The organism is Sphingomonas sp. HF-S4, from assembly GCF_032911445.1.
In the GTDB taxonomy this organism is placed as follows: Bacteria; Pseudomonadota; Alphaproteobacteria; order Sphingomonadales; family Sphingomonadaceae; genus Sphingomonas; species Sphingomonas agrestis.
Window position 1 is genome coordinate 1,381,325 of record NZ_JAWJEJ010000001.1, and the last position, 23,648, is coordinate 1,404,972.

Annotated in this window: 27 protein-coding genes; 10 read left to right on the forward strand and 17 right to left on the reverse strand. The window is 67.4% G+C overall.

Features of this window, described 5'->3' with window-relative positions:
• Nucleotides 1-16: 16 nt before the first annotated feature.
• The 4 genes from RZN05_RS05890 to RZN05_RS05905 all read right to left on the reverse strand — a co-directional run bounded on the left by RZN05_RS05890 (nucleotide 17) and on the right by RZN05_RS05905 (nucleotide 3,585).
• Nucleotides 17-328: an endonuclease domain-containing protein gene (locus tag RZN05_RS05890; protein ID WP_317227571.1), complete on the reverse strand. Its 312-nt coding sequence runs from the start codon at nucleotides 326-328 to the stop codon at nucleotides 17-19.
• 218 nt (nucleotides 329-546) lie between these two features.
• A complete protein-coding gene (locus tag RZN05_RS05895) occupies nucleotides 547-1,341 on the reverse strand; it encodes an amidohydrolase family protein (protein WP_317225689.1) in 795 nt (264 codons plus the stop codon).
• Nucleotides 1,338-2,234: an amidohydrolase family protein gene (locus RZN05_RS05900; RefSeq protein ID WP_317225690.1), complete on the reverse strand. Its 897-nt coding sequence runs from the start codon at nucleotides 2,232-2,234 to the stop codon at nucleotides 1,338-1,340. Before RZN05_RS05900 ends, RZN05_RS05895 begins: the two co-directional genes overlap by 4 nt.
• Nucleotides 2,215-3,585: an MFS transporter gene (locus tag RZN05_RS05905; RefSeq protein ID WP_317225691.1), complete on the reverse strand. Its 1,371-nt coding sequence runs from the start codon at nucleotides 3,583-3,585 to the stop codon at nucleotides 2,215-2,217. Before RZN05_RS05905 ends, RZN05_RS05900 begins: the two co-directional genes overlap by 20 nt.
• 205 nt (nucleotides 3,586-3,790) lie before the next feature.
• Here RZN05_RS05905 and RZN05_RS05910 point away from each other — a divergent pair, with 205 nt between their 5' ends.
• Complete coding sequence (locus RZN05_RS05910; RefSeq protein WP_317225692.1) at nucleotides 3,791-4,171, forward strand: c-type cytochrome; 381 nt, start codon at nucleotides 3,791-3,793, stop codon at nucleotides 4,169-4,171.
• A complete protein-coding gene (locus RZN05_RS05915; RefSeq protein ID WP_317225693.1) occupies nucleotides 4,168-4,614 on the forward strand; it encodes a GlcG/HbpS family heme-binding protein in 447 nt (148 codons plus the stop codon). The genes RZN05_RS05910 and RZN05_RS05915 overlap by 4 nt, the downstream gene beginning before the upstream one ends.
• Here the strand turns inward: RZN05_RS05915 and RZN05_RS05920 are convergent.
• Entirely contained in the window at nucleotides 4,608-4,997 is a 390-nt protein-coding gene (locus RZN05_RS05920; RefSeq protein ID WP_317225694.1) for a carboxymuconolactone decarboxylase family protein, read from the reverse strand. The genes RZN05_RS05915 and RZN05_RS05920 overlap by 7 nt on opposite strands.
• A complete protein-coding gene (locus RZN05_RS05925; protein WP_317225695.1) occupies nucleotides 4,997-5,893 on the reverse strand; it encodes an alpha/beta hydrolase in 897 nt (298 codons plus the stop codon). Before RZN05_RS05925 ends, RZN05_RS05920 begins: the two co-directional genes overlap by 1 nt.
• A gap of 108 nt (nucleotides 5,894-6,001) precedes the next feature.
• Here RZN05_RS05925 and RZN05_RS05930 point away from each other — a divergent pair, with 108 nt between their 5' ends.
• Both RZN05_RS05930 and RZN05_RS05935 read left to right on the forward strand, forming a co-directional pair.
• Nucleotides 6,002-6,775 carry an HpcH/HpaI aldolase family protein gene (locus RZN05_RS05930; protein ID WP_317225696.1) on the forward strand — a complete coding sequence of 258 codons (774 nt, stop codon included), beginning with the start codon at nucleotides 6,002-6,004 and terminating at the stop codon, nucleotides 6,773-6,775.
• Nucleotides 6,772-7,113: a carboxymuconolactone decarboxylase family protein gene (locus RZN05_RS05935; protein WP_317225697.1), complete on the forward strand. Its 342-nt coding sequence runs from the start codon at nucleotides 6,772-6,774 to the stop codon at nucleotides 7,111-7,113. Before RZN05_RS05930 ends, RZN05_RS05935 begins: the two co-directional genes overlap by 4 nt.
• A 96-nt stretch (nucleotides 7,114-7,209) precedes the next feature.
• Here the strand turns inward: RZN05_RS05935 and RZN05_RS05940 are convergent, their stop codons facing one another.
• The 8 genes from RZN05_RS05940 to RZN05_RS05975 all read right to left on the reverse strand — a co-directional run bounded on the left by RZN05_RS05940 (nucleotide 7,210) and on the right by RZN05_RS05975 (nucleotide 14,296).
• Nucleotides 7,210-7,938, reverse strand: a complete 729-nt coding sequence (locus tag RZN05_RS05940) for an SDR family oxidoreductase (RefSeq protein WP_317225698.1) — start codon at nucleotides 7,936-7,938, stop codon at nucleotides 7,210-7,212.
• On the reverse strand, nucleotides 7,935-9,242 hold the full coding sequence (locus tag RZN05_RS05945) for an LLM class flavin-dependent oxidoreductase (RefSeq protein ID WP_317225699.1): 1,308 nt from the start codon (nucleotides 9,240-9,242) through the stop codon (nucleotides 7,935-7,937). Before RZN05_RS05945 ends, RZN05_RS05940 begins: the two co-directional genes overlap by 4 nt.
• 127 nt (nucleotides 9,243-9,369) lie before the next feature.
• On the reverse strand, nucleotides 9,370-9,879 hold the full coding sequence (locus RZN05_RS05950; RefSeq protein ID WP_317225700.1) for a flavin reductase family protein: 510 nt from the start codon (nucleotides 9,877-9,879) through the stop codon (nucleotides 9,370-9,372).
• On the reverse strand, nucleotides 9,872-11,017 hold the full coding sequence (ribB, locus tag RZN05_RS05955; RefSeq protein WP_317225701.1) for a 3,4-dihydroxy-2-butanone-4-phosphate synthase: 1,146 nt from the start codon (nucleotides 11,015-11,017) through the stop codon (nucleotides 9,872-9,874). Before ribB ends, RZN05_RS05950 begins: the two co-directional genes overlap by 8 nt.
• Nucleotides 11,007-11,387, reverse strand: coding sequence for a carboxymuconolactone decarboxylase family protein (locus RZN05_RS05960; RefSeq protein WP_317225702.1), 381 nt, complete (start codon nucleotides 11,385-11,387; stop codon nucleotides 11,007-11,009). Before RZN05_RS05960 ends, ribB begins: the two co-directional genes overlap by 11 nt.
• Complete coding sequence (locus tag RZN05_RS05965; protein ID WP_317225703.1) at nucleotides 11,384-12,286, reverse strand: alpha/beta hydrolase; 903 nt, start codon at nucleotides 12,284-12,286, stop codon at nucleotides 11,384-11,386. Before RZN05_RS05965 ends, RZN05_RS05960 begins: the two co-directional genes overlap by 4 nt.
• Complete coding sequence (locus RZN05_RS05970) at nucleotides 12,283-13,473, reverse strand: LLM class flavin-dependent oxidoreductase (RefSeq protein ID WP_317225704.1); 1,191 nt, start codon at nucleotides 13,471-13,473, stop codon at nucleotides 12,283-12,285. The genes RZN05_RS05965 and RZN05_RS05970 overlap by 4 nt, the downstream gene beginning before the upstream one ends.
• Nucleotides 13,474-13,492: 19 nt before the next feature.
• A complete protein-coding gene (locus RZN05_RS05975; protein WP_317225705.1) occupies nucleotides 13,493-14,296 on the reverse strand; it encodes an alpha/beta fold hydrolase in 804 nt (267 codons plus the stop codon).
• 102 nt (nucleotides 14,297-14,398) lie between these two features.
• Between RZN05_RS05975 and RZN05_RS05980 the strand changes: the two genes are divergently transcribed.
• The 3 genes from RZN05_RS05980 (at nucleotide 14,399) to RZN05_RS05990 (ending at nucleotide 16,772) form a co-directional block, all read left to right on the forward strand.
• On the forward strand, nucleotides 14,399-15,331 hold the full coding sequence (locus tag RZN05_RS05980; protein ID WP_317225706.1) for a LysR family transcriptional regulator: 933 nt from the start codon (nucleotides 14,399-14,401) through the stop codon (nucleotides 15,329-15,331).
• Nucleotides 15,332-15,363: 32 nt separating this feature from the next.
• The gene (locus RZN05_RS05985; protein WP_317225707.1) at nucleotides 15,364-15,870 is read left to right on the forward strand and encodes a VOC family protein; all 507 of its coding nucleotides are present in this window, start codon (nucleotides 15,364-15,366) and stop codon (nucleotides 15,868-15,870) included.
• A 98-nt stretch (nucleotides 15,871-15,968) separates the two neighbouring features.
• Entirely contained in the window at nucleotides 15,969-16,772 is an 804-nt protein-coding gene (locus RZN05_RS05990; RefSeq protein ID WP_317225708.1) for an IclR family transcriptional regulator, read from the forward strand.
• Between the two features lie 165 nt (nucleotides 16,773-16,937).
• Here RZN05_RS05990 and RZN05_RS05995 read toward each other — a convergent pair whose 3' ends face one another.
• On the reverse strand, nucleotides 16,938-17,285 hold the full coding sequence (locus RZN05_RS05995) for a DUF3060 domain-containing protein (RefSeq protein WP_317225709.1): 348 nt from the start codon (nucleotides 17,283-17,285) through the stop codon (nucleotides 16,938-16,940).
• A 63-nt stretch (nucleotides 17,286-17,348) separates the two neighbouring features.
• Nucleotides 17,349-17,867, reverse strand: coding sequence for a MarR family winged helix-turn-helix transcriptional regulator (locus RZN05_RS06000; protein WP_317225710.1), 519 nt, complete (start codon nucleotides 17,865-17,867; stop codon nucleotides 17,349-17,351).
• A gap of 158 nt (nucleotides 17,868-18,025) precedes the next feature.
• Here RZN05_RS06000 and RZN05_RS06005 point away from each other — a divergent pair, with 158 nt between their 5' ends.
• Genes RZN05_RS06005 through RZN05_RS06015 form a run of 3 tightly spaced genes read left to right on the forward strand, consistent with a single transcriptional unit; the run spans nucleotide 18,026 to nucleotide 20,629 of the window.
• Complete coding sequence (locus RZN05_RS06005) at nucleotides 18,026-19,381, forward strand: MFS transporter (protein ID WP_317225711.1); 1,356 nt, start codon at nucleotides 18,026-18,028, stop codon at nucleotides 19,379-19,381.
• Nucleotides 19,374-20,183: an amidohydrolase family protein gene (locus tag RZN05_RS06010; protein WP_317225712.1), complete on the forward strand. Its 810-nt coding sequence runs from the start codon at nucleotides 19,374-19,376 to the stop codon at nucleotides 20,181-20,183. The genes RZN05_RS06005 and RZN05_RS06010 overlap by 8 nt, the downstream gene beginning before the upstream one ends.
• Nucleotides 20,180-20,629 (forward strand): hypothetical protein, encoded by a 450-nt coding sequence (locus RZN05_RS06015; RefSeq protein ID WP_317225713.1) that lies wholly within the window; start codon nucleotides 20,180-20,182, stop codon nucleotides 20,627-20,629. The genes RZN05_RS06010 and RZN05_RS06015 overlap by 4 nt, the downstream gene beginning before the upstream one ends.
• Before the next feature lie 73 nt (nucleotides 20,630-20,702).
• Here the strand turns inward: RZN05_RS06015 and RZN05_RS06020 are convergent, their stop codons facing one another.
• On the reverse strand, nucleotides 20,703-23,588 hold the full coding sequence (locus RZN05_RS06020; protein ID WP_317225714.1) for a TonB-dependent receptor plug domain-containing protein: 2,886 nt from the start codon (nucleotides 23,586-23,588) through the stop codon (nucleotides 20,703-20,705).
• Nucleotides 23,589-23,648: the final 60 nt, after the last annotated feature.

Here is a 23,648-nt window from a genome sequence, read left to right on the forward strand (position 1 = left end):
GCGATACCGGATTTTCTCATTCTTCCCCCGGAGGGGGAGGGGGACCGGCGAAGCCGGTGGAGGGGTATTCTCCGCGGGCGGTGACCATGATGTGACGGACTACCACTTCCAAGTCTGACAATACGGCTTGCGCAGGTATGCGCAGTACCCGGACGCCTCGCTTGTAAAGCCAGTCATCGCGCGCGGCATCTCGCTGCGGCTGGTCGCCACGCGCATGCACCTCACCATCGACCTCGACGGCAAGCTTGAATGCTGGACAGTAGAAATCGAGGACATAGGTGCCTGCCGGATGTTGGCGGCGAAAGCGCAGGTTCGAAGGGCTTGCCAGAGGAGAACTTCAGGCAGCGTCATCCGCCGGCGCAGTTGCCTGGCGAAGCTTTGCGTCTTCTTCGGGCCGTGGAGCATGCGGCGACTACCCCTCCACCAGCCTGCGGCTGGTCCCCCTCCCCCTCCGGGGGAGGAATGAAGAGATCATCATCCGTGCGGCTTGGCAACGGCTCATTGCCCAATCGTGGCCATTCAGCCTAAGCGCCGACGAGCCGCAGCCTAGAAGAAATAGAAGCGCAGCGCCGCGTCGGACATCGCCCGCCGATCCCTCGCATCCGGCACGATGCGGACCAGCGTCTCCAGCGTCTGCATATACGTAACGCGCTCCTCCGCCCCTACGAACGGCGCATCGCTTCCCCAGAACAGCCGCCCCGGCCCCGCCTCCGTCAGCAGCCGCGCCGCATAGGCCTCCAGCCGCGCCTCGGGCAGCCGGAACCCGGCGGAGATCTTCACCCAGGTCCGCCCAACCTGCACCGCGCGCAGCAGCGCGAGGAACCCCGGCCCCTCCATCTCGCCCTCGCTGCGCAGCAATCCGAAATGGTCGACTGCGATCGGCAGCGGCAGGTCCGCCAGCGCCGGCAGCATCGCCGCCAATTGCTCGCCGCCCAGATTGAGCTCGAGATGCATCCCCGCATCCGCCAGCCGTGTCGCGAAGCGTCGGAAGCGATAGCCGGTCAGGTCCGGCAGGTCCGCCTTGAGCGGGATCTGGAAGCGTACCCCGCAAACCCCCTGCGCCTTGAGCGACGCCAACTCCGCCGGCGACGTGTCGGGATCCAGCATCACCGTCGCACGCAGCCGTTTGTGCTGCGCCAATGCCGCGAGCGTATAGTCGTTGTATTCGCCGAACAGGCTCGCCGCGGTGACCACCCCGAACGCGATGCCGTGCGCATCGAGATCGGCGAGATACGCCTCGTCCGGATAGTCATAGTCCGGCCGCGTCCACGCCGTGTCGGTGAACGGCATCACGCGCGTGAAGATATGCGCGTGCGCGTCGATGACCGGCGGCTCGATCACGGCTTGCGGCGATCGCCAAACAGCTTCGCGCCATTGTCGTGCATCACCGCGCGGCGATCGGCGTCAGGTAGCAGCCGCGTCGCCGCGATCGCCTGCTCGGCCATCTCGGCATAGCTCGTCTTGGTGTTGCCGAAGTCCGATCCCCACATCAGCCGGCTGGCGCCGTAGGTGTCCGCCATCTTCTTGACGAAAGCGGCAGGATCGATCCCGGTCTCGGCAAAGCGGTTGAGGTTGATCTGGGTGAACTTGAAGTGGATATTGGGCATTTCGACCAGCGCGAGATGCTCGGGGCCGATCGTCCCCGCTACGCCGCCCTCGACGCCCGGCCAGCCGCAATGATCGAGCGCGATCACCGTCTTGGGATAGCGCTTCGCCAGCGCGACGATCCGCCCGAGCGCCGCCGACGACGGTTTCCCGGGCGCATACATCAACACCATGTGCAGTCCCAGCGCCGCCGCGACGTCCCAGGTCTTGAGTGCCGCGGGGGAATCGAGCCACGGATACTCGCCCGCATCGTCCGGATAGCCGAACAGTCGCAGCCCGCTGACATTGTGCGGCCCGGCGAGCGCGTGGAGCTGCCCGGGCGTGTCGAGCGCCGCCGCGTCAAGGATCAGCACCGCCGACACACGATCCTTGTGCGCATCGGCCACGTCGATCGTGTAGCGATTGTCGGTCTTGTAGACCGTGTTGTATTGCACCGCCGCGCCGCCCGCGACGCCGCAATCGTCCCACAGCGCCAGCACGCGCTCGGCGGTCGCCGGGTCGCTCTTGAGCCGCGCCAGCATCGCGTCGCGTCCCTCGCGCGCGTTGGTCGGATCGGCGGGATAGCGGACGAGGTCGCTGGTGAAGAAATGCGCGTGGGTATCGAACAGCTTAAACGGCGGGTTCGGCATCGAAGGCTCCTGAGCCGGTAGTGTCGCGATGGCGCGTGCCGCGGGCGGCGACGCGATTGGCGAGGATCATGGTGACGACGGGGATCACCGCGATCGCCGAGAAGACGAAATAGGTGTCCATGCGGCTCAGCCCGATGCTGAGCAGCCAGCCGCCGATCGACGGCCCGATGATCGCACCGATCCGCCCGAAGCCGACGACATAGCCGACCCCGGCATTCTGGATCGCGGGCGGGTACATCGTTACCGATACGAGGAAGAGCCCGGTATAGGCGCCGACCACGAAGAAGGTGGTGATGCCGGCGACGGCCAGCAGCGGGATCGGCGCGGGTGGCATCGCCCCGAAGATCACCAGCGTTACGGCGGCGCAGGCGAAGTAGATCGCAGTCAGCTTGCCCTCGCCGATCTTCCGCCCGAGCATCCCCATCGTCAGGTGCCCGACCGTCCCGCACGCGCCGGTGATGATCCCGCTCGCTGCGGCGAGCGCGGGCGAGAGGCCGGCATTGGCGAGGATGGTCGGCTTCCAGTTGAGCAGGAAATAGCCGACGATCGCGTAGGTGGCCGACGCGACCCATACCAGAATCGTCCAACTGCGCAGTTCGGGCGCGAGCATCGCGCGCAACGCCGCGCCGCGATCGGCCGCGGCGGCGGGCTTGGGCGGCATCTCGGCGAGCTCGGCGATCCCCATCCGGCGATGGATGCGATTGAGCCGCGCCAGGTCGCCCGGCGCCTGGCGGCGCAGCAGGAAGTCGCGCGATTCCCCCAGCAGGAACAATGCGCACAGGAAAGTCACGACGTTGAGCGACCCCGCGGCGAGGAAGATGAACCGCCAGCCGCCGGTCTGTAGCGCATAGGCGGCGATGCCGCTGCCCAGCATCATCCCGAAAGTGAAGCCGATGTGCAGCACCGCGAGCGACATGTTGCGCGCCTTGACGCTGGAATTGTCGGCGACGGTGGTGTTGAGACAGACGACCAAGGTGCCCAGCCCGATCCCGGTGACCGTCCGCAGCACGAACAGCTGCCAGATATCGGTGGCGATCCCGCTCAGCAGCAGCATCGCGGCGAGCGTGCCGAGCGCGCCGAGCATGATCGGGCGGCGCCCGACCTTGTCGGCCATCGGCCCGATGACGAACGCGCCGATCACCAGCCCGACCGCGGCGGCGCTGAACATCGTGCCTAGGATCGCCGGATCGACCTGCCATTGCTTGGTGAGCACCGGCGCCGCCACCGCGAGCGACACCACGTCGAACCCGTCGGCGATGTTGATCAGGCAGCACAGCCCCACCACCAGATATTGGTAGACGCTCATCGTCGCGGGCGGATCGATCGCCCTTTCCTGACTCACAACCGCCACTGCCCGCTCTCCTACGACCGTATTTTCTGTGCGTCTTGTCGGCGCGAATGTGCCGCCCCCACGCCGTCAACGCAATGCGCTTATATCTAATTGCATTCAGCAATATCCGATTTTTTACTTGCCGCCTAGCCGTGATCTGAGTCAAGGAAACCGCGAACCTCAGTCGCTATGCCCAAGCGCGTTCGGCCTCAGGCAGGAGAGAGACATGCGTTTGCGAACCCTCACGATCGGCATTTCGGCACTGCTGTCCGCCCCTTTCGTTGCGCAGGCGGCGAAGCCCGCCGCGGCACCGGCGCAACCCGCGGCATTCGCGCAGTGCCGGGTGTGTCACAGCGTCACCAAAGGGGGGCCCGCAGGCCTTGGTCCCAACTTGTTCGGCGTGGTCGGCGCGGCCGCGGCGACCCGGCCCGGCTACGCCTATTCCCCCGCGATGAAGACCTCGAAGATCCGCTGGGATCGCGCCAGGCTCGACACCTATCTCGCCAATCCCCGGGCCGTGGTGCCGGGCACCAAGATGGTGTTTGCCGGGCTCAAGGATCCCGCCCAGCGCAAGGCAGTGATCGAGTACCTGGCGGCGCTGAAATGATCCTCGCTCTCGCCCTGCTCGCTGGCGCGCAGACCGCTCGCCCCGCACTCGATTATGCCAGCGCCGCGACGATCCGCGACACCTGCGTACAATGGGCGAAATCGAAGCAGCTGCGCGTCGCGATCGTCGTGCTCGAGCCGCACGGCACGCCGGTGACGCTCGCGCATATGGACGGCGTTTCGGTCGCGGGCGGCGAGATCGCGCAGTGGAAGGCGGTCTCTGCCGCCAAGTTCGGCCGCGCCACGGCCGACATGGCCGCGCTCAATCCGCCGACGAACATGCCCAATGTCGCGACATTGCAAGGCGGCGTGCCCGTCTACACCGCCGACGGCGTGCTGCTCGGCGGCGTCGGCGTGTCGGGCGGCAAGCCGGCGGACGACGCCGCCTGCGCCGTCGCCGGCATCGAGGCGGCCGGGTTGAAGGCCGCCAAGCCGCCTCAATAGGCGTCGATCTCCTTGAGCGCCTCGGCCGCAAGCCCCCAGCTCTCCACCCCGCCCGCGACGCCGATATAGAGCGTCGTCTGGAGCAAGGTCTCGCGGATATCCTCCTTGGTCGCGCCATTGGCGACCGCGCATTTGACCAGCCGCTTGAGCGGGACGTGGCGGTTGAGCGCGGCGCAAATCGCCATCGTGATCAGGCTGCGTTCGCGCAGCGTCAGCCCCGGCCGCGTCCAGGTCTCGCCGAAGCACGCCGACGTGACGTAATTCTCCAGCGGCTCGTGGAAATCGTCCGCCGCGTCGAGCCGCTCGATGCTCGCCGGCCCGAACAGGGCTTTCCGCATCTCGCGGCCGGCCTGGAAAGCGGGATCGTCGGTCTTGAGCGCCATCAGTGGGTCCTTGCCAGTTGTTCGCGATAGGATTCGCCCAGCCACGCCATCGCGGCGCGGGCGGGTTCGGAAAAGGCGAGCGCGCGGAGGAAGCCGTGGCACATCCCCGGCGCGATGCGCTCGGTGACGTGCACACCGGCGGCGCGGAGGCGGGCGGCATAGGCCTGGCCCTCGGTCCGGAAGGCGTCGTGCTCGCCGGTGAGCAGGATCGCGGGCGGCATTCCAGAAAGGTCGAGCGCAAGCGGCTCGGCATCGCGCGCGCTGCATGCGCGCCAGGTATCGACCATCGCCTCGATCACCGGCCGCGGCAGCCCCGGATCGTCGGCGGCGAGGTTCGCGTCGAGCGCATAGGCGCCGTAGCAGAGCAACTGGCACACCAGCGTCGGCCCGGTCGACTGCGCCGCGAGATTCGTCGCCAGGAAGGCGCCGGCGCTATCCCCCGCCACCGTCAGCCGGCCAGGGTCGATCCGCAACACCTCGGCCATCCGCGCCACCCAGCCGAGCACCGAGGCGCACTCGGCCAGCATCGCACGCGGCGTCGCCTCGGGTAGCCGGGCATAATGGACGCTGACCACCGTCGCGCCGGTCGCCTCGGCCAGCGCGGTGGCGAGGCTGTCGTAGCTCGCGATGCTACCGGTGGTGAACCCGCCGCCATGGAAATAGACGATAGCCGGCTGCGCGCCCTCGCCCGCCGGGCGGTAGATCCGTAGCGGGGTCTCGCGGCCCTGCCCCACGGCATGGCTGTCGGCGACCGTCATGCCCTTGGGCTGCGCAAGCGCGATACGGTGCGCGTCGCGATCGGCGAGCAGCCGCGCGGTCTCAAGCGGCAGCGGCCCCGGCCGGCGCACCGCGGCGAGATAGGCGTCCAGCCCCTCGGCAAGCTCCGGCCCCTGCACGCGCCCTCTCCTGACCTGTGCCCGCGCCTGCTATCAACGCTTGGCTTATAGTCGATGCGGTGCCATGTTGAATGGCGTTTGTAAATAACAATCAAAGGGAGCGATGCCGTGTTCAATGCGGAGGTGAAGCGCAAGCTGGAGGCGGGGGAGACCGTGTTCGGCAGCTTCTTCAAGGTCGATTCGCCCCAGATCGCCGAGCTGTACGGGCTCGCCGGGTTCGACTTCCTGATCGTCGACGCCGAGCACGGCTGCTTCACGCACGGCCAGATCGAAAACCTGATCCGCACCTGCGAACGCGTCGGCATGAGCACGGTAATCCGCACCCCGGACGCTGCCGAAGCCAACATCCTCCACGTCCTCGACAGCGGCGCGAGCGGGATCCAGGTGCCGTCGCTGCGCAGCGCGGCGGAAGTCGAGGAGGTCATCCATCGCGCCAAATACTGGCCGATCGGCAGCCGCGGTTCGGCCCGCGGCTGCCGCGCCGGCGGCTATGGCACGATGCCCGACTATGAAGCCCGCGCGAATGCCGAGACACTCGTCGCGGTGCATGTCGAGAACCGCGAGATGGTCGAGGACATCGAAGCGCTGTGCGCCATCGAAGCGCTCGACGTCCTGTTCATCGGCCCTGGCGACCTCAGCGCTTCGTACGGCCATCCCGGCAATGCCAGCCATCCCGACGTCACCGCCGCGATCGACCGCGTGATCGAAGTGGCGCGGGGGCGGAAACATCTCGGCACCGTGGTCGCCAACGCCGCTCAGCTCGAAGCCTATGCCGCGCGAGGCGTGCGTTACTTCGCCTGGCTCAACGACCTGGGATTGATGCGCAGCGCACTCAACGCGGCGGCGGCGAACTTCGCCCCCTATCGCGATGGTGCCAAGTGAAGCGCCCCGCCGGCGGCCGGGGCCGCGAGCTCGCCAGCGTCGCGCCCCTGCTCGACGAGCTTACCCAGGAGGTCCTCTACGACCGCGTCTGGGAACGCCCCCAGCTCAGCGCGCGCGACCGCAGCCTGATCACCGTCACCTGCCTCGTCGCGCTCGGCCGCGACCAGGCGCAGGGGCATATGGAGCTCGGCCTCGAGAACGGGCTGAGCGTGGAGGAACTCGGCGAAGCGATCGCGCATATCGCCTTCTATGCGGGGTGGCCGGTGGCGGTCAGCGCGGCTCGGAAGCTCAAGACGCTAGTCGATGCGCAGGATCAGGCAAAAGCCCCTCCCCTTTAGGGGAGGGGTTGGGGTGGGGCGTGTAAGTCTCACCGAGCCCTACGCCCGCGGACAGGCCCCACCCCCAACCCTTCCCCTGAAGGGGAGGGGCTTTAGTCACCCCCGCCCCAGGAACGGGATCTTGTTCTGCACCAGCAGCGCTTCGTAGAAGTTCAGATGGTCGGGCAGGTTCGCCATGTGGACCACCACGTCGGCGGCATCCTCGGGCGTCGCGACCAGATCGTCGGGCAGGCTGCTGATCCCGCCGCCCAGCTCGGTCGCGACGATGCCGGGGTGGAAGACCGACACCGCGATATTGTGCGCGCGGCAATCGATCGCCAGCGCCCGCGTCAGCCCGTCCAGGCCCCATTTGCTCGCGGTATAGGCCGGGCTGTTGGCCCGCGGCACCCGCGCCGAGATCGAGCCGACATTGATGATCCGGCCATGCCCTTGCGGTTTCATCAGCCGGATCGCGGCGCGCGAGCAGAGAAAGGCCGAGGTCAGGTTGGTGTCGATCACCCGCATCCACAAAGCGAGCTCGGTCTGGTCGGCGGGCGTGCTGTCGGCGATGCCGGCATTGTTGACCAGCACATCGACCTGCCCGAAGCGCTCGATCGTCCGGTCGAACAGCGCGTCGACCGCGTCCTCGTCGGTGACGTCCGTGGCCACCGCCAGCGCCTCGCCACCCGCCGCTTCGACCTTGCGCACCAGCGCATCGAGCCGCTCGGCGCGTCGCGCAGCGAGCACCACCCTCGCGCCTTTGTCGGCAAAGCCCCATGCGCACGCCTCGCCGATGCCCGAACTCGCGCCGGTGATCACCACCACGCGGCCGGCGAGTATGCTCATCGCGTCGCCTTCTCGGCCTGGTTGGAGACGAGCGCCAGCGGATCGTCCGCCACCACCGCGAGCCCGCCGCCGCGATCGGACCGGGTGTTCTCGAACGTCCCCGCCTCCTTCTTGCGCAGCCCATAGGAGCGCACCGGCTCGATCTCCTCCCTGGCGATCTCCGCCATCTTCGGCTTCCGTGCCAAGGCGGCTTCGATATAGGGCGCAAGCTCGGCCCGTTTCTTCGCCAGCCTTTCGTCCTCCCCGACCTTGAGCCGCGGCATCGCGGTAGTCGCGAACAGCTCGAGCGACTGACAGATATGGTCGTGGTTCGCGGGCCCGGTCTGCTGGACGAAGATGATCTGGTCGACTCCCACATCCGCATACGCCTTGCAGTGCTCATAGACCTGCTCGGGCGTGCCGATCCCGCCGTTGCCGTGATTGTCCTCGATCCCCGCCTCGGCGGCCTTGAAGCCTTCCCAGACGGTCGAGTGGCCGGGGACGTGCTTGCCGAACGAAGCATAGAAGCCCAGCGAATAGCCGAAATACTTGAACCCCTCGGTCCCGCGCGCGATCGCTTCCTGCTCGTCCTCGTTGACCGAAAGCGCGGTGACGATCGCGAAATTGGCGTTCACCGCATGGCCGATCGGCACGCATTCTTCCGAGCGGATGATGTCGTAATATTCCTGCACCCACTTGCCCGCCTGCTCGGGCGCGGCGAAGCCGAACACCAGCGCCCCCATCCCGTTGCGCGCGGCGTGGAGAATCGTGTCGCGCCGTGAACACGCCACCCAGAGCGGCGGATGTGGCGCCTGGATCGGCTTGGGCACGATATTGCGCGTCGGCATCGCAAAATGTTCGCCGTCGAAGCCGGGATAGGGCGTCATGGTGAGCATGTTCGCGCATTGCTCGGTCGCCTCGCGCCACATGCCCTTCTTGAGATCGGGATCGACGCCGAAACCCTCGAGCTCGACCGCGGTGCCGCTCTCGCCGGTGCCCCATTCGACGCGGCCGTTGGAGAGCAGGTCGAGCGTCGCGATCCGCTCGGCGACGCGCGCGGGATGGTTGATCTTGGGCGGCATCACGCAGATGCCGTGCCCGAGCCGCATCCGCTTGGTCCGCTGGCTGAGCGCGCCGAGGAATACGTCGGGCGCCGAGCTGTGCGAATATTCCTCCAGGAAATGGTGCTCGACCAGCCAGGCATAGTCATAGCCCAGCTTGTCGGCGAGCTCGAGCTCGTCGAGCGCATTGTGGAAGATCACCCGATCCTTCTCGGCGTCGAAGGGTGCGGGCGACTGGTGCTCGTAGAACAGGCCGAACTGCATGGCTTCCTCTCCCTAGCGCGTTGGCCGCGCTTAATGACAGGCAGGCTTATAGCAGCATAGCTTATATAGGAAAAGCCGGTTTCCTTCCTTCGTCACCCGGCACAAGCCCAGCGTGACGGAAATGTGGTCATCCGAGCCGTGCCGCCCGAGCATAGCCCCCATCGAGATAGATCAGCGGATCGACGTCGCCTGACCACGAAACCCCGGTGACCGCGCCGATCACCACGGCGTGCGTGCCATATTCGACATGCGTCTCATGCGTGCAGAAGAAGCTCGCCTGCGCGTCGCGGAGGTAGGGCGTGCCGTCGGGCGCGGCTTCCCACGCGCCTTGGCTGAACCGTTCCTCGCCCTTCACCTTGCCGCTGCACGCCTGCGAGACATGGGCGTGATCCGCGTGGAGGATGTTGACGCAGAAATTCGCCTTGCCGGTCAGCGGCCCGTGCAGGCTGGCGCTCTTGTTGACACAGACGAGCAGCGAAGGCGGGTCCATGCTCAGCTCGCTGACCGCCGTCGCGGTCATCGCCCAGCGCCGGCCCTCGTGCCAGCAGGTGATGACCACCACGGCCTTGCCCAACCGGCGCAGCCCGGCGCGGAGCTGCTCGGCGATTGTCAGCGGCGCGCTGGTGACTTCATTCATCTCCGCCAAGCCCTTCCCGTCCGACGATCCGCAAACCATAGCCTTCGATGCCGGATAGGCGTGCCTCGCTGTCGGTCAACAGCACGAGATCCTGCACGCCCAGATCGAGCAGGATCTGCGCGCCGACGCCATAGTCGCGGATCCGCTGGTCGCGCGTCGGCACCGCGCCGCTCGCGCGCCGCTCGGAAATCGCGCTGGCGGAAGGGTCGCGAATGAACACCACCACCCCCGCCCCGTCATGCCCGCCGATCCGCGCGAGCGCGCGCTGAACATATTCGCGCCGTCCGGTCGGCGGCCCGAGCATGTCCGAGACGAAATCGAGCCGGTGCATCCGGACGAGCGTGGGCACGTGCGGCTCGATCCGTCCGCGCACGAGCGCGACGTGTTCGACATGGTCGATCGTGCTGCGGAACACGGAGAGGCGGAAACCCTCGCCATAGACCGTGTCGAACGCTTCCTCATGGACGCGGGTCACCGATCGCTCGGTGCGCCGGCGATAGGCGATCAGGTCGGCGATCGTGCCGATCTTGAGGCCGTGGAGCTGCGCGAAGGCGATCAGATCGGGCAGCCGCGCCATCGTCCCGTCGTCGTTCATCACTTCGCAGATGACCCCTGCCGGGATCAGCCCGGCGAGCCGCGAGACATCGACCGCCGCCTCGGTATGCCCTGCGCGGACCAGCACGCCGCCGTCGCGTGCGATCAGTGGGAAGACATGGCCCGGCGAGACGACGTCGTCGCAGTCCTTGGACGGATCGATCGCCACCGCGACGGTATGCGCGCGGTCATAGGCCGAAATGCCCGTTGTCACCCCCTCGCGCGCCTCGATCGAGACGGTGAAGGCGGTGCCGTGGCCGCTGTTGTTCTCGTGGACCATCGGCGGCAGCCGCAGCGCGCGGGCGCGCTCCTCGGTCATCGACAGGCAGATCAGCCCGCGCGCGTGGCGCGCCATGAAGTTTATCTGCGCCGGCGTCGCGAACTGCGCGGGGATGATGATGTCGCCTTCGTTCTCGCGCGCCTCGGCATCGACCAGGATATAGGGGCGGCCGTTGCGCGCCTCCTCGATGATCTCCTCGATCGACGAGATCGCGTTGTGGAGGCTGTCGTCCGTGCCGCCAGCGAGGTCCACGTCAGTATGCATCGGCGTCCTGCAGCGCTTCGCGGGCATGGCGCCAGCCGTCCGACCCCGCCGGCAGGCCGACATAGATCGTCGCGTGGAGCAGGATCTCGCGGATCTCGTCCTTGGTGACGCCATTGGCGAGCGCGCCGTTGATATGGTTGCGCAGCTGGTCGGGCCGCGACTGGCCGACCAGGATCGCGATCGTCAGCATCGAGCGCGTCTTGCGGTCGAGCCCCGGCCGGCTCCACACGTCGCCGAAGCACAGCCGCGTCACCAGGTCCTGGAGCGGCTCGTTGAAATCGTCGGTGTTGTCGAGGCTGCGCACCCCTGGCTCGCCGAACATGTCGAACCGCATCGCGCGGCCGCGTTCGTAACTGTCGTCCTTGTTCATCTCGTTCCTTCCAGAAATGGGCGCACCACCTCGGCCGCGTGCGCAAGCTCGGCGCGGGCCGGCGCCGAGACACCGACCGCACGCAGGAAACCGTGGATCATGCCGGGCGCGCGCTGGAGCGACACCGGCACCCCCGCCGCGCGCAGCCGATCGGCGAACTCGACGGCCTCGCCGCACAGCGGATCGAATTCGGCGGCGACGATATGCGTAGGCGGCAGACCGGCGAGGTCGTCGCGCTCGATCGGTGCCGAATGTCCGCCGCAGCGCGTGAAAAGGTCGATATAGGCACGCACGCGCTCGCCGCTGAGCAGCGGATCGCGGCTGGCGGCATAGTCCGGCCGCGCCGGGTCCATCGCGAAGGTGCCGTAGAACAGCAACTGGCAGACGGGATGTGCCTGCGCGGCGGTGGCGAGCGCGAGCAATGCCCCTGCGCTGTCGCCCGCTACGGCGATCCGCTTGGGATCGACGCCCAGCGCCTCGGCCTGCCGCTGCATCCAGGCAAAGGCGTGGTCGCAATCGTCCTGCGCGGCCGGATAATCGACCTCGGGCAGCCGGCGATAGTGGACGCTAGCCACCACCGCCCCGGTCGCCTCGGCCAGCGCCGCGCCGACGATATCGAAGCTCTCGACGCTCCCCATCGAGAAGCCGCCACCGTGGAAATAGCAGATGCCAGGCCGCAGCCGGTCGCCGCCGGGATCGTACACCCGCACTGCGATTTCGCGCCCCGGCGCACCGATATAGGTGTCGAACCGATCGATCTCGGTCGCAAAATCCACCGCGAAGCGCGCCGCGGTCAGGTCGCCCTGCAGCCGCATCGTTTCCAGGTCGCTCGCCGGCGGCTGCGCGCGGAACAGCTCGACATAGCGCGCGATCCCGTCGGCCAGCGCGGGGGCGTTCATCCCACCGCCTCGTACCGAACCTCAAGGGGAATCTCCGCCAGCTCGGCGAGCCGCGGCGCAACTTCGCGCGCGACCAGCGTGAGGTTGTCCACGGTATCCTTGTGGTCGAGCTCGCCCGCCTGTCCCATCATCAGCAGATTGCCGAACCCGCCGGTCTCGGCGTGGAAACGGACGAGCTGGGCATGGACCTCGTCGGGTGTCCCGACGAAGAACAGTCCGGCGTCCATATATTCCTCGATCGACCCGTCGACCGGCAGCGGCGCGCCGTTGCGCATCCGCGGTCGCATTGCCGCCGGCCCGGCTTGGAGCATCCGCACATTGGCCTCGACCGGGTTGAACCCCCAGGGATTGCGGAACTGCGGATCGAGCCGCGCGGCGGTGGTGAAATAGCTCTTCATCGCCTCGGCGCGGCGGAAGGCGGTGGCAGTGTCGTCGGCACAGGCGACCAGCGCCAGGTAAGCGAGCTTGTCCTGCCCCGCCGCTCGGCCGTGCGCCTCGGCATAGGCTTCGCGATACCCGGCGAACACCGATCGCGCGACCGCGCCCGACAGGAAGGTCGCGCAGGTATAGCCGCGCCGGCCATATTCGCGCGCGCTCGACGGGCTCGACGCCGTGCCCCACATCGGCGGTCCCGGCTGCTGGATCGGGCGCGGCCACAGGCTCGCGGTGCGATAGTGGAAGTGTTCGCCTTCCCAGGCGAAATTGTCGCCCTGGTTGCCCAGCGCCTCGACGATCAGGTCGTGGCCTTCCCAGAACCGCTCCATGAATCCCGTCGGCTGGCGGTTCGACATGAACAGCTCGTACGCCGCACCCTTGACCAGCCCGACCTCGAGCCGCCCGCCCGACAGGCAGTCGACCATCGCGATCTCCTCGGCCACGCGCAGCGGGTTCGAGCGGTTGGCGAGCGGAATACCGAGCGCGAGCAGCCGCGCCTTGCGGGTCTGCCGCGCGAGGATCGCGAGCGTGGTCATGCACGAGGTCGACATGCACGTCGCCGCGGCATGATGCTCGTTGACCATGATGTTGAGCCCCAGCTCGTCGGCGAGCAGATATTCGTCGAGATAGCGGTTGAGCAGCGTCCCCGCTTCGTGCGGATCGCAATGATGCTGCGGCAAGGTGACGCGCATCGATCCCGGCACCTGAAAGGCGGGGTGATAGGCCTGCTCGCTGAACTGCCAGATCTTCATCGAAATTCTCCGGAATGCGTCAGCTGGCGATGCGCGCGGCGAGCGCGGCGGGCTGGTCGGCATGGATGCGGTGCCCGGCCGCGGCGAAGGTCTCAACTTCGGCCTGGGGCAGTGCCGTGCGCCACGCTTCGCGGTACGGCGCGGCGATCAGCGCATCTTCCGCCCCCCACGCGACCAGAGTCGGCGCGGCGATCCGGTGGAGCCGGTCGGCCAGCTTGGGGTTCGACATGTACGGCGTCCAGCCATAGAGGCTCGCCGCCTCGTCATTGCGCATCAGTCGGCGGATCTGCGCCTCGGGCAGCCTGGTGAGCACCCCCATGTCGCTCCCCGGCCCCGGCGCGCCGACCTGCATGCGGCGCCCCAGTTCCTGGCGCGAGAGCATGAAGATGTCGGCGACATGCTGCGCGCGCCGGTTCGCGGTCGGGAGCCCCAACGGCGATGCCAGCACGAGCCGCGATGCCCGCGCGGGTTCCTTGGTAAAGGTTTCCGCCGCCACCCAGGCGCCGAACGACACGCCGACCACGACCGGATCGGCGAGCCCCAGCGCGTCCATCACGTCGAGGGTGAAATAGCCGAGATCGTCGGCGCGGTTGAGCCGCGTCGGCCGCGCCGAATTGCCGAAGCCGGGGTGCGTCGGCGCATATACGGTGAAGTCCTTCGCCAGCAGCGCGAGCAGCGCCGCCGCCCCCTCCACGCCGTCCAGCCCATGGAGGAACAATAGCGGCGCCCCGCTCCCCGCAGTGAACAGCTCGATCTGCGTCCCCAGCACGTCGAGCGTGGACAGCGTGCCGAAGCGCAATTCCTCAAGGCCGTCGCTGTCCATCGCTCTCCACTCGCTTGTTCTTGCCAAACAGTGTTTCGCATGGACTGATAGGTCCAATTCTTTGTTCTTGAGCAATCGATACCAGCCAAGTATCGATTGGGGATGGAACTGCGCCATCTCCGCTATTTCCGAGCGATCGGCCGCGAGGAGCATTTCGGCCGTGCGGCGATTGCGCTGCGCGTCGCCCAGCCCGCGCTGACCCGCCAAATTCGCGACCTCGAGGCCGAACTCGGCGTCGAATTGTTCGAGCGGCTGCCGCGCGGCGTGCGGCTGTCGAGCGCCGGCCGCGCCTTTCTGCACGAGGTCGAGGAAATCCTGTCGCAGGTCGATCGCGCGGTCGATCGCGCGCGGCGCATGGGCAGCGGCCATCTCGGCACGCTCCGCGTGGGCATGAGCGAGATCATCGCCGCGTACGAATCGATCTCGCGCGGACTGCTCCATTTCCGCGAGAACGAGCCCGGTGTCGCGCTCGATCTGCGCTCGATGGGATCGGTGCTGCAGATCGCCGCGCTCAAGGACGGCGCGCTCGACGTGGGCATCGTCTACGACGCGCATATCGAAGAGCGCGACGCCGAGGGGCTTGAGCGCGCCAAGCTAGGCGTCGGCGAGACGATGCTCGCGGTCCATGAGAACCATCCCCTCGCGGCGCGCGAGTCGGTCACAATGGCCGAGATCGCCGAGCAGCCCGTGCTCGGCCCCGCCCGCGCCACCGCGCGCGGCTATTACGATCGGCTGATGGCGGCGTGCGTCGAGAGCGGCAGCGCGCCCGATTTCGTCCAGCAATGCACGACCAATTCGATCCTGTTCAGCCTCGTCTCGGTGGGGATGGGCGTCGGCTTGGTCACCACCGCGGGATCGCGCGCGCCGGTGCCGAACGTCCGGCTGGTTCCGATCGCCGACCTTGGCCTACGCTTCGAAGTGCTGCTGGTGTGGCGCGCGCTCGACCGCTCGGCGGCGCTGCGTCGCTTCGTCGACATGATGGTCCAGCACGCCGCCGGCGTCCTCCCGCCGGGAGGACAAGCCGCCGCCGCATAGCTGCTAGCCTGGCGGCCGAAAGGAATTCCGCCATGACCGATGCGCGGCCGCTCAAAGGCCTCTACCACTTCGCCTATCCCTGCCGCGATGCCGAGGAGACCCGGCATTTCTACGAGGACATTCTCGGCCTTCCGCTGGTTAATTGCATGCTCTCGGAGCGGGTGCCGAGCACCGGCGAGGAGACCCCGTACGTCCATTTCTTCTTCGAACTGGGCGACGGATCGTACATCGCCTTCTTCGACCTGGGCGGCACCGAGACGCCCGCCCCTTCTCCCAACACGCCCGACTGGGTCCAGCATTTTGCGATCGAGACCGATTCGGTGGAAAGCGTCGACGCGATGCGCCAGCGCCTGGCCGAGCATGGCGTCAAGACAACGCCGTTGGTCGACCACGAGTTCGTCCGCTCGATCTATTTCTTCGATCCCAACGGACTGCGCCTCGAGATCGCCGCACGCACCGAAGCCCCCGGCTTCCTTGAGACCGCAGCGAACGAGGCGCACGCCACCCTCGCCACCTGGACCAAGCGCAAGCACGGCTGAACCCTTGTCATTTCCCGTTCGTCATGGACGAATTGCTGCATGGACAGCGCGCCTCGTGCTTGGCAGGTAGGCAGGTCAAGCATGGCGAGGGGAGCCAAATGACGACGGACAAGGAACAATCGCGCCGGCGCGTGCAGTCGATCGAAGTCGGCTTCCGCGTGCTGCGCGTGCTGCGCATGGCCGAGGGCGCGCTGCCGCTGCGCGAGATCGCCGCGCGCGCGAGCATGCCGCCGAGCAAGGTCCATCTCTACCTCGTCAGCTTCGTGCGCGAGAACATGGCGTACCAGGATCCGCAGAACGGCCATTACGGGCTCGGTTCGTTCGCGATCCAGCTCGGCCTCGCCGCAATTCGACAACTCGACGTCGTCACCCTCGCCGCCGACGCCCTGACTGAGCTGCGCGACAAGACCGACTGCGCGATCTACCTCTCGCTCTGGGGCGATCGCGGCCCATGCATCGTCGCCAAGGCCGATGGGCGGATGCAGGGCTCGTTCTCGGTGCGGCTCGGCTATATCCTGCCGCTCACCACCACGGCGACGGGCCTGGTCTTCCTTGCCAACCTGCCGCCCTACGATACCGAGCGCGCGCTAGAGGCCCAGCGCGCCTATGACGGCGAGAACGCGCGCGCGCCCTCGCCCGAGGATCTGGCCGCCAGCCTCGATACGGTGCGCGGCCAGGGCTATGCCTCGACCGTCGGGATGCTCAACCGCAATTTCGCGGGCATCGCCGCACCGATCCTGGATTACAGCGGCAAGATCGCGGCGACGCTGACGCTGCTCGGCCATAGCGAATTCCTCGGCAAGGCGCGGCACAAGGAATTCGTCAAGCTGCTGCTCGATGCCGCAGGGACGGTGTCGCAGCGCATGGGCGCTGCACCCGGGATGGCGGGCGAAGCAGACTGACCCTTGGATCCCCCTCCCTGAAAGGGAGGGGCTAGGGGTGGGTTTAGAAAAGGTCGGGGCTCGATGCCGCGACCTTTTCTGTTTTGCCGAGATGTTGGGCGAGTTGTTGAGCGCGCAGACGCGCGCACCCACCCCCCGCCCCTCCCTTTCAGGGAGGGGGGCCTCTCACCGCGCGCGTGAAATCCGGTTGCCGGCGCCCTGAACGCTGAGCCGCGGCTTGGCGGTGCCCGGCGCGCGCCAGTAAATCTCGTTGCTGGCACCGACCACCCGGATCCGCGAAACCTTGGCGAGATCGATGGTGACGCGATTGCCCGCGCCGGTGATCGTCAGGCTGGTGCACGCCCCGGTGATGGTCATGACGTTGCTGGCGCCCTCGATCGAGGCAGCGCCGCCGTTGCAGTCCAGCTCGGACTCCTCGCCCGCCCCCGTGAAGTCGGCCTGCGCCTGGGCAGGCATCGCCCCCAGCAACGCCGCCGGCGCCAGACCAAGAAACACCATATTGCGATACCGCATCGACACCCTCTCACTCGTTACGCAGTCGCAAGGATACGCGCGACCCGGCTTCCGGTTCCGCTCCTAAGGCCGCTGCACCCCCGCGCGCCGATATTCGTCGGTGAACTCCTCGGCATCGCCATCGCCGGCCGGCACCACGCTCAGCGAGTCGAGCAGCCGGAACAGCAGCCCACGCAGCTGCGCCTGCTCCTCCCCGTCGAGCGGCGCGAGCAGCTCCGCCTCCAGCGTCCGCGTGTCCTTCTGCAATTGCGCCAGCGTGCGTTCGCCCGCCGGAGTCAGGCGCAGCTCGAGCAACCGTTTGTTGGCATCGCTCACTCGGCGGCCGATCAGCCCCTTGGTTTCGAGCAACGCGATCTGCTTGATCATCGTCTGCGGCTTGACGTCGTAGAGCCGCGCCAGCTCGGCCGAGGACAGGTCGGGCCGGGTCGACAGCGTCGTCAGGATGCGGAACTGCACCGCGGTGACACCGAGCGGGCCTAATACCGCTTCCAGCCGCACATAGGCCTTGTACTGCACCTGCTTGACCAGATGCAGGATCGATTGCGTCGTGCGGTCTGACGTCGGCTCTGCGGCTTGCTCCATGCCCGCTTGATGTCGCTTTCGCCCCGACGTGTCCAGCCACCGCCCGCCACATTCTCAGCCATACTGACATATTCCGCTTGCCATTCGTTTGCTTATAGCGAACGATGTCCGTCAAGAACGAGCGATTCCGCGCGAGCGGGAAGCCAGGGGAGAGGGCTATGGCCACCGCATCCGATACGACCGATGTCGACAGCTTCCTGGACGGGCTGAAGTTCAGCCGCTTCCATCTCGGCATCCTCCTGCTGTGCACTGCGCTGACCGCGATCGACGGCTACGAGCTCTATGTCGTCGGCTGGGTGCTGCCCGAGCTCGCCAAGGACTTCGGCGTGCCGCGCACCGCGATCACCGCGGCGATGGTCGCGCAACAGGTCGGCATGCTGCTCGGCGGGTTCGTCATCCCGCCGCTCGCCGATCGGCTCGGCCGGCCGCGGCTGCTGCTGTTCTGCTACACCGGCATGATGCTGAGCGCGCTCGCGATCATCCTCACCGACGCGCTGGTCCCCTTCACCGTCTGCCGCTTCTTCGCCGGCTTCTTCGGCACCGCGATGATCCCGATCCTCGTCACGCTGACGTCGGAGACCGCACCCCGTCGGCTACGCTCGACGATGAGCACCATAACGGTCAGCGGCACGATGATCGGCGCGCTGCTCGGCGCGCTGATGCAGGGGTTCATCCTCGAGCCGTTCGGCTGGCGCGGCGCCTTCTGGATCGCCGTGGCGATGCCCGCGCTGATGCTGCCGGTGATCTTCCTATTTCTCCCCGAATCGCTGCGTTCGATGGTTGCGCGCAATTCGCAGGATCCGGCGATCCCGGCCCTGGTGAAGCGGATGCAGCCGCGAGGCGCCTCCTCGGTGACGCTGTCGGCGCCGCCCGCGCCCGAGCGCAGCACCACCGCGACCGCGACGTTGCTCGCCGACATCTTCGGCCCGGGCCAGCGGCTCAAGACCTTCCTGATGTGGGGCATCGCGATCTCGAGCTTCATCTTCATCACCGCGGGCGTGTGGAAGACGACGATTTTCAAGGACGTCGTCGGGCTACCGTGGAAGCAGGTCGCGCTGATCAACGGCACCAACACCGTCGCCGGCTTCATCGGCATGCTCAGCATCGGCTTCTTCATCGATCGCTTCGGCTTCAAGCGGGTGATGAGCGGCACCTTCCTGCTCGCCGCGCTGGGATCGCTGATGATCGGCCTCACCGCGCCCAGCGCCGCGATGTACGTCGCGGTGATCGCAATGGCGATGTGCCAGCATGGCGGGCAGGCGAGCATCCCGGCGCTCGCCGCCGCGCTCTATCCGCCGCGCAGCCGCGCCACCGGCATCGGCTGGACCTATGCCGCCGCGCGCGTCGCTTCGGTCGGGGCGCCGTTCTTCGGCGATTTCGTGCTCAAGGGCGGGTTCGGGCCGGTCGGCATCTTCGCGATGCTCGGCGTCCCGCTCGCTTCGGCGGGGATCCTCACCTTCTGGCTGATGAGCCTCAAGGGCGCGCCGCAGCCGGTGCGCGCCGGCCATGGCTGAGGCGCCGGCGGTTGACGCCCATGCGCATGTCTTCACCCGGTCGATGCCCTTCGCGGCCGATGCGCATGCGCGGCCGGACTATGACTATCCGGCCGAAGCGTGGCTCGCCGATCTCGACCGTCACGGCATCGCGTATGGCGTGATCGCCGCGGCGAGCCTGTTCGACGACGGCAATGCCTATACGCTGGCGACGCTCGCCCGGCATCCGCGGCTGCGCGCCACGGTGCTCGTGCCGCCTGAGACCGATAGCGCGACACTGCGCGACATGGCCAATCTCGGCGTGGTCGGCGTCCGCCTCATCTGGCGGCGGCGCGCGGCGCTGCCCGCTCTCGACGCCGAGCCTTGGCGCGGCATGCTTCGCCGCCTCGCCGATACCGGGCTGCATGTCGAGCTGCTCGCCGGCAGCGCGCAATTGCCGATCCTGCTGCCGCGTTTGGCCGACGCCGATGTGCGCGTCGTCGTCGACCATTTCGGTGTCCCGTCGCGTGATCCCTTCGAGCGCTCGGCAGGCACCGGCGCGCTGCTCCGCGCCGTCGATACGGGCCGCGTCTGGGTGAAAATCTCCGCGGGCTTCCGCATCGACCATGCGACCGCAGCCGAAGTCGCCGGCCGCCTGCTCACCCAGGCCGGGCCGGAGCGGTTGCTCTGGGGCAGCGACGCGCCGTTCGTGAACCACGAGGCCGGCGTTACCTACGCCGACACGCTCGACCTCTACCATCGCCTCGTGCCCGATCCCGCCACCCGTGCGGCAATCGATCGCACCGCGCTCGCGCTCTACTTCAACTCGGAAGGTATGCCATGAATCGCCGGGAACGCGCCCTCGCCACCGCCGAGCTCGAAATGGGCCTCGCCGATTTCTGGCACGACGTCGACACCAATTGGGGCCGCAACGCGGGCAGCTATTACGCGCCCGAGGGCGTCTATGTCTCGGGCAGGCTCAATCTCCAGGGCCGCGAGGCGATCCAGGGCTTCTATAGCTGGCGCGAAGATCGCGGCGAGCGCGTCGCGGTCCACGCCTTCAGCAACTTCCGCGCCGAGTTCGACGGCGCGGGTGGCGCCACCGCGCATTGGTACATGCTCCTCTGGGGTGCCGACGGCCCCGTCCCGCACGCCAGCGAACCGCCCACGCGGATCAGCCGCGCCACCGAAACCTTCCGCTGGGACGAGGGCGAGCAGCGCTGGCTGTGCACGCGGCGCGAGCTGGTCAATTTGTTCAAGGGCGGCGCTCAGCTCAATTTTAGCGGGTAAGCTCTCCTCTACTCGCATATGAAAAGGGGCGCCCGTTGCCGGACGCCCCTTCCCCTTTCGCCTTCCCCAAGGCTCAGAACCGTGCGCGTGCGCCGATCGTGAAGTTCCGCCCGACTTTGTCGTAATATTGCCCGTTGGTCGGGAAATTGAGGATCGTGTACGGCGTCGGCGGCGGATCCTTGTCGAGCAGGTTGTTGATCGCCCAGAACAGCTCGAACTTGCGGTCGCCCCCCGCGAAGATCTTCCCGAACAGGTTGAAATAGGCCACTGTCGGCACGCGATTGTCGTTGATCGTGTTTGTCGGCAGCGTGTTGTAGGTGACGTCCTGCACGCCCTTGCTGATGAAGATCGTCTGCAGGCTCAGCTCCCAGCCGCTGGTGCCGATCGTCTGCGAGAGGTTGCCGCGGAAGGTCGGGATCGATCCGAGATTGGTCCAGCCATTCTCGCCGGCACGATCGACCGGCGCCGCGCCGGTGCCCGAGTCGACGAAGGCGTGGAGGATGTACGTTCCGCTCGCTGCGATGCTGTACCGTCCGCCCTCGCCCAGGAACCCCGCCGAGGTGGCGTAGCTCAGCGTCATGTCGACGCCCTCCTGCTCGAACGCACCGACGTTGAGCGACCCCGCGGTCAGCCCGGTATGGATGCGGTCGTTCGGATCGGCGGTCGAGGCGTCGGGGCCGTAGCTGAACAATCCGCAGAAATAGCTGTCGCCCGAGCTGCACAGGCTGGCGATGTTCGCGGTCGACAGGTTGGTGATCGCGTCCTCGATCTTGATCTTGTAATAGTCGATCGAGAAGCCGAGCCCCCGCAGCCCGCCGGTGCCGCGATAGGCCAGCCCCGCGGTCAGCGTGTTGGCATATTCGGGGCCCACGTCGAGGCTCCCCTTGCTGGTATTCTGCGGAATGTTCGCCGTCTTGTTCACCCCATCCACCACCAGCGTCACCGCATTGCGGACGTTGCTGCCGGGGCTGTAGAGTTCGTTGATCGCGGGTGCGCGGATATCGCGCGAGCGAGCGACGCGGATGTTGAGCCCCTCGATCGGCTCCCAAGTGCCGCCGACCTTCCACGCGCTCTGCGCGCCGACGGTGCTGTAATCGGCATAGCGGTACGCGCCGTTGAGGCTGAGGCTGTGCAGCGCCGGCACGTCCCTGGCCAGCGGCACGGTAACTTCGACATAGCCCTCCTTGACGTTGAAGTCGCCGCCATAGGGCACGGCGTTGCCCGCGGTGAGGAAGCCGTTGGCCGATCCGATCGCGTCGGCGGTCAATTTCTCGGTCTCGCGGCGGTACTCGCCGCCGATCGCGACCGACACGGGACCGGCCCAGGTCGAGAAAGGCTCGCCGACCAAGTTCGCCGCGGCGGTGAGCTGGTCGTATTTCACCTTCGAGCTGCCCTCGCCAAGCACATAATCGCGCGCTGCTGCAGTGAAGTTGCCCGCGCCGAACAGGTTGAGCGGCTGGCATCCCGCCGCCGCCGGATTGCCGGCCAGTGCCGCGCGGCAAACCACGTTGCCGCTCACCGGATCGCGCACCGCATCGATCGCGAAGGCCAGGTTCGCGCTGATCGGATTGTCATGGGTGATCGCCGAATAATTGTTCACGCCGTACGAGACGTGCGCGTCCCATTTCCACGAACCGCCGAGCTTGCCCTCAAGGCCCACCGTGCCGTGCGGCGTCTCGTTGACGATGTCATAGTAGTTCTTGCCCATGTCATAGGCGATGCGGCTGATGTTGAACGACGCGGTCGCCGTGGGCAGCAGCGCGCGCACCTGCGTCGGGATGAACGCATTGTCGCGCGCGATCGCCTGGCTGGCGAGGCGGATCGCGATCCCGTCGAGGAAGCCGCGCGACCGCGAGAAGCCGCCCTCGACATAGCCCGTGAGCGACTCCGAGAAGTCGTAATAGACGCTGCCATAGAAGGTCAGCCGCTGGACGTCGGGCACCTGCGCGACGCCCTTGATGATCGACTCCCCCTCGCCACCGATCATCACCTGCCCGCCGAAGATGCTGCCGCGCTGGAACGGGCGGATCGTTCCGTCGGGGTTGAAGGTCATGTTGGCAAGGCCGGCGATGTTGCTGGTGATCACCCCGCCCGCGCCCAGGCTGTTATGCACGTTGGGCGAGAGGATGAAAGCCGGCTGGCCGAACCCGGGTGTGCCCGCGACAGTGCGCTGCGAGTTGCTGACGATCATCCACTCCTCGCGGCCCCAGTCGCGCGTGTAGATGTCGTCCATCCCGTCATTGTTCGAATAGTCGGCGCTGAGCACGACATGGCCGCGATCGTCGTTGAAGCCGGTGCCGGCGATGAAACCCAGCCGGTGCGTGGCGTAGTCGGCGCGCTGCGAAATGCCCGCCTGCCCGGTGATCTCGACGCCCTCGTAGCGCTTCTTCATGATCAGATTGACCACGCCCGAGACGGCGTCCGAGCCGTAGAGCGCCGAAGCGCCGCCGGTCACCACGTCGACCCGCTCGATCATCAGCGTCGGAAACAGGTTGAGATCGGTGGTGGTGGGCACGCCGAGATTGCTCGCCGGCGCGAAAGGAACGACGCGCGACTGGTTGACCAGCACCAAAGTGCGCTGCCCGCCGAGCGCGCGCAGGTCGGCGGTGGCCTGGGCAGGGCTCGAGGTGTTGGTGGCATTGGCGCCCGGCGAGCGCGTCGCCTTGAACGCGGGGTTCTGGTTGAGCACCTCCATCACGGTGGTGACGCCCTGCTTCTCGATCGTCTCCGCGCCGATCACCTGGGTCGGAGTCGGCGCCTGGAGACCGTTGGTCGCGGTGCGCGAGGCGGTGACGACGATCTCGTCGCCGGTCGTCATCGGCGTTTCGGCGGGCGCAGCTTCCTCGGGCTCGACGGCCTGGGCGAGCGCCTGCCCGCCGGCAAGGACGCCGGTCAGCGCCGTGGTGACCAGCATGCGACGCAGCCATGTCGCGGATCGACGATTGTCCAGAAATGCCATTTCGACCTCCCCTCAAAAGGACATGGGGGCCGCTTTGGCGCGGCTCTCCCACGGTAGTCC

What these genes read in the sequence shown, in the direction of transcription:
- RZN05_RS05900 (WP_317225690.1), bottom strand. Translation starts at nt 2,234, where the DNA reads ATGCCGAACCCGCCGTTTAAGCTGTTCGATACCCACGCGCATTTCTTC.
- RZN05_RS05910 (WP_317225692.1), top strand. Translation starts at nt 3,791, where the DNA reads ATGCGTTTGCGAACCCTCACGATCGGCATTTCGGCACTGCTGTCCGCC.
- RZN05_RS05915 (WP_317225693.1), top strand. Translation starts at nt 4,168, where the DNA reads ATGATCCTCGCTCTCGCCCTGCTCGCTGGCGCGCAGACCGCTCGCCCC.
- RZN05_RS05920 (WP_317225694.1), bottom strand. Translation starts at nt 4,997, where the DNA reads ATGGCGCTCAAGACCGACGATCCCGCTTTCCAGGCCGGCCGCGAGATG.
- RZN05_RS05940 (WP_317225698.1), bottom strand. Translation starts at nt 7,938, where the DNA reads ATGAGCATACTCGCCGGCCGCGTGGTGGTGATCACCGGCGCGAGTTCG.
- RZN05_RS05945 (WP_317225699.1), bottom strand. Translation starts at nt 9,242, where the DNA reads ATGCAGTTCGGCCTGTTCTACGAGCACCAGTCGCCCGCACCCTTCGAC.
- RZN05_RS05950 (WP_317225700.1), bottom strand. Translation starts at nt 9,879, where the DNA reads ATGAATGAAGTCACCAGCGCGCCGCTGACAATCGCCGAGCAGCTCCGC.
- ribB (WP_317225701.1), bottom strand. Translation starts at nt 11,017, where the DNA reads ATGCATACTGACGTGGACCTCGCTGGCGGCACGGACGACAGCCTCCAC.
- RZN05_RS05960 (WP_317225702.1), bottom strand. Translation starts at nt 11,387, where the DNA reads ATGAACAAGGACGACAGTTACGAACGCGGCCGCGCGATGCGGTTCGAC.
- RZN05_RS05965 (WP_317225703.1), bottom strand. Translation starts at nt 12,286, where the DNA reads ATGAACGCCCCCGCGCTGGCCGACGGGATCGCGCGCTATGTCGAGCTG.
- RZN05_RS05970 (WP_317225704.1), bottom strand. Translation starts at nt 13,473, where the DNA reads ATGAAGATCTGGCAGTTCAGCGAGCAGGCCTATCACCCCGCCTTTCAG.
- RZN05_RS05975 (WP_317225705.1), bottom strand. Translation starts at nt 14,296, where the DNA reads ATGGACAGCGACGGCCTTGAGGAATTGCGCTTCGGCACGCTGTCCACG.
- RZN05_RS05980 (WP_317225706.1), top strand. Translation starts at nt 14,399, where the DNA reads ATGGAACTGCGCCATCTCCGCTATTTCCGAGCGATCGGCCGCGAGGAG.
- RZN05_RS05985 (WP_317225707.1), top strand. Translation starts at nt 15,364, where the DNA reads ATGACCGATGCGCGGCCGCTCAAAGGCCTCTACCACTTCGCCTATCCC.
- RZN05_RS05990 (WP_317225708.1), top strand. Translation starts at nt 15,969, where the DNA reads ATGACGACGGACAAGGAACAATCGCGCCGGCGCGTGCAGTCGATCGAA.
- RZN05_RS05995 (WP_317225709.1), bottom strand. Translation starts at nt 17,285, where the DNA reads ATGCGGTATCGCAATATGGTGTTTCTTGGTCTGGCGCCGGCGGCGTTG.
- RZN05_RS06000 (WP_317225710.1), bottom strand. Translation starts at nt 17,867, where the DNA reads ATGGAGCAAGCCGCAGAGCCGACGTCAGACCGCACGACGCAATCGATC.
- RZN05_RS06005 (WP_317225711.1), top strand. Translation starts at nt 18,026, where the DNA reads ATGGCCACCGCATCCGATACGACCGATGTCGACAGCTTCCTGGACGGG.
- RZN05_RS06010 (WP_317225712.1), top strand. Translation starts at nt 19,374, where the DNA reads ATGGCTGAGGCGCCGGCGGTTGACGCCCATGCGCATGTCTTCACCCGG.
- RZN05_RS06015 (WP_317225713.1), top strand. Translation starts at nt 20,180, where the DNA reads ATGAATCGCCGGGAACGCGCCCTCGCCACCGCCGAGCTCGAAATGGGC.
- RZN05_RS06020 (WP_317225714.1), bottom strand. Translation starts at nt 23,588, where the DNA reads ATGGCATTTCTGGACAATCGTCGATCCGCGACATGGCTGCGTCGCATG.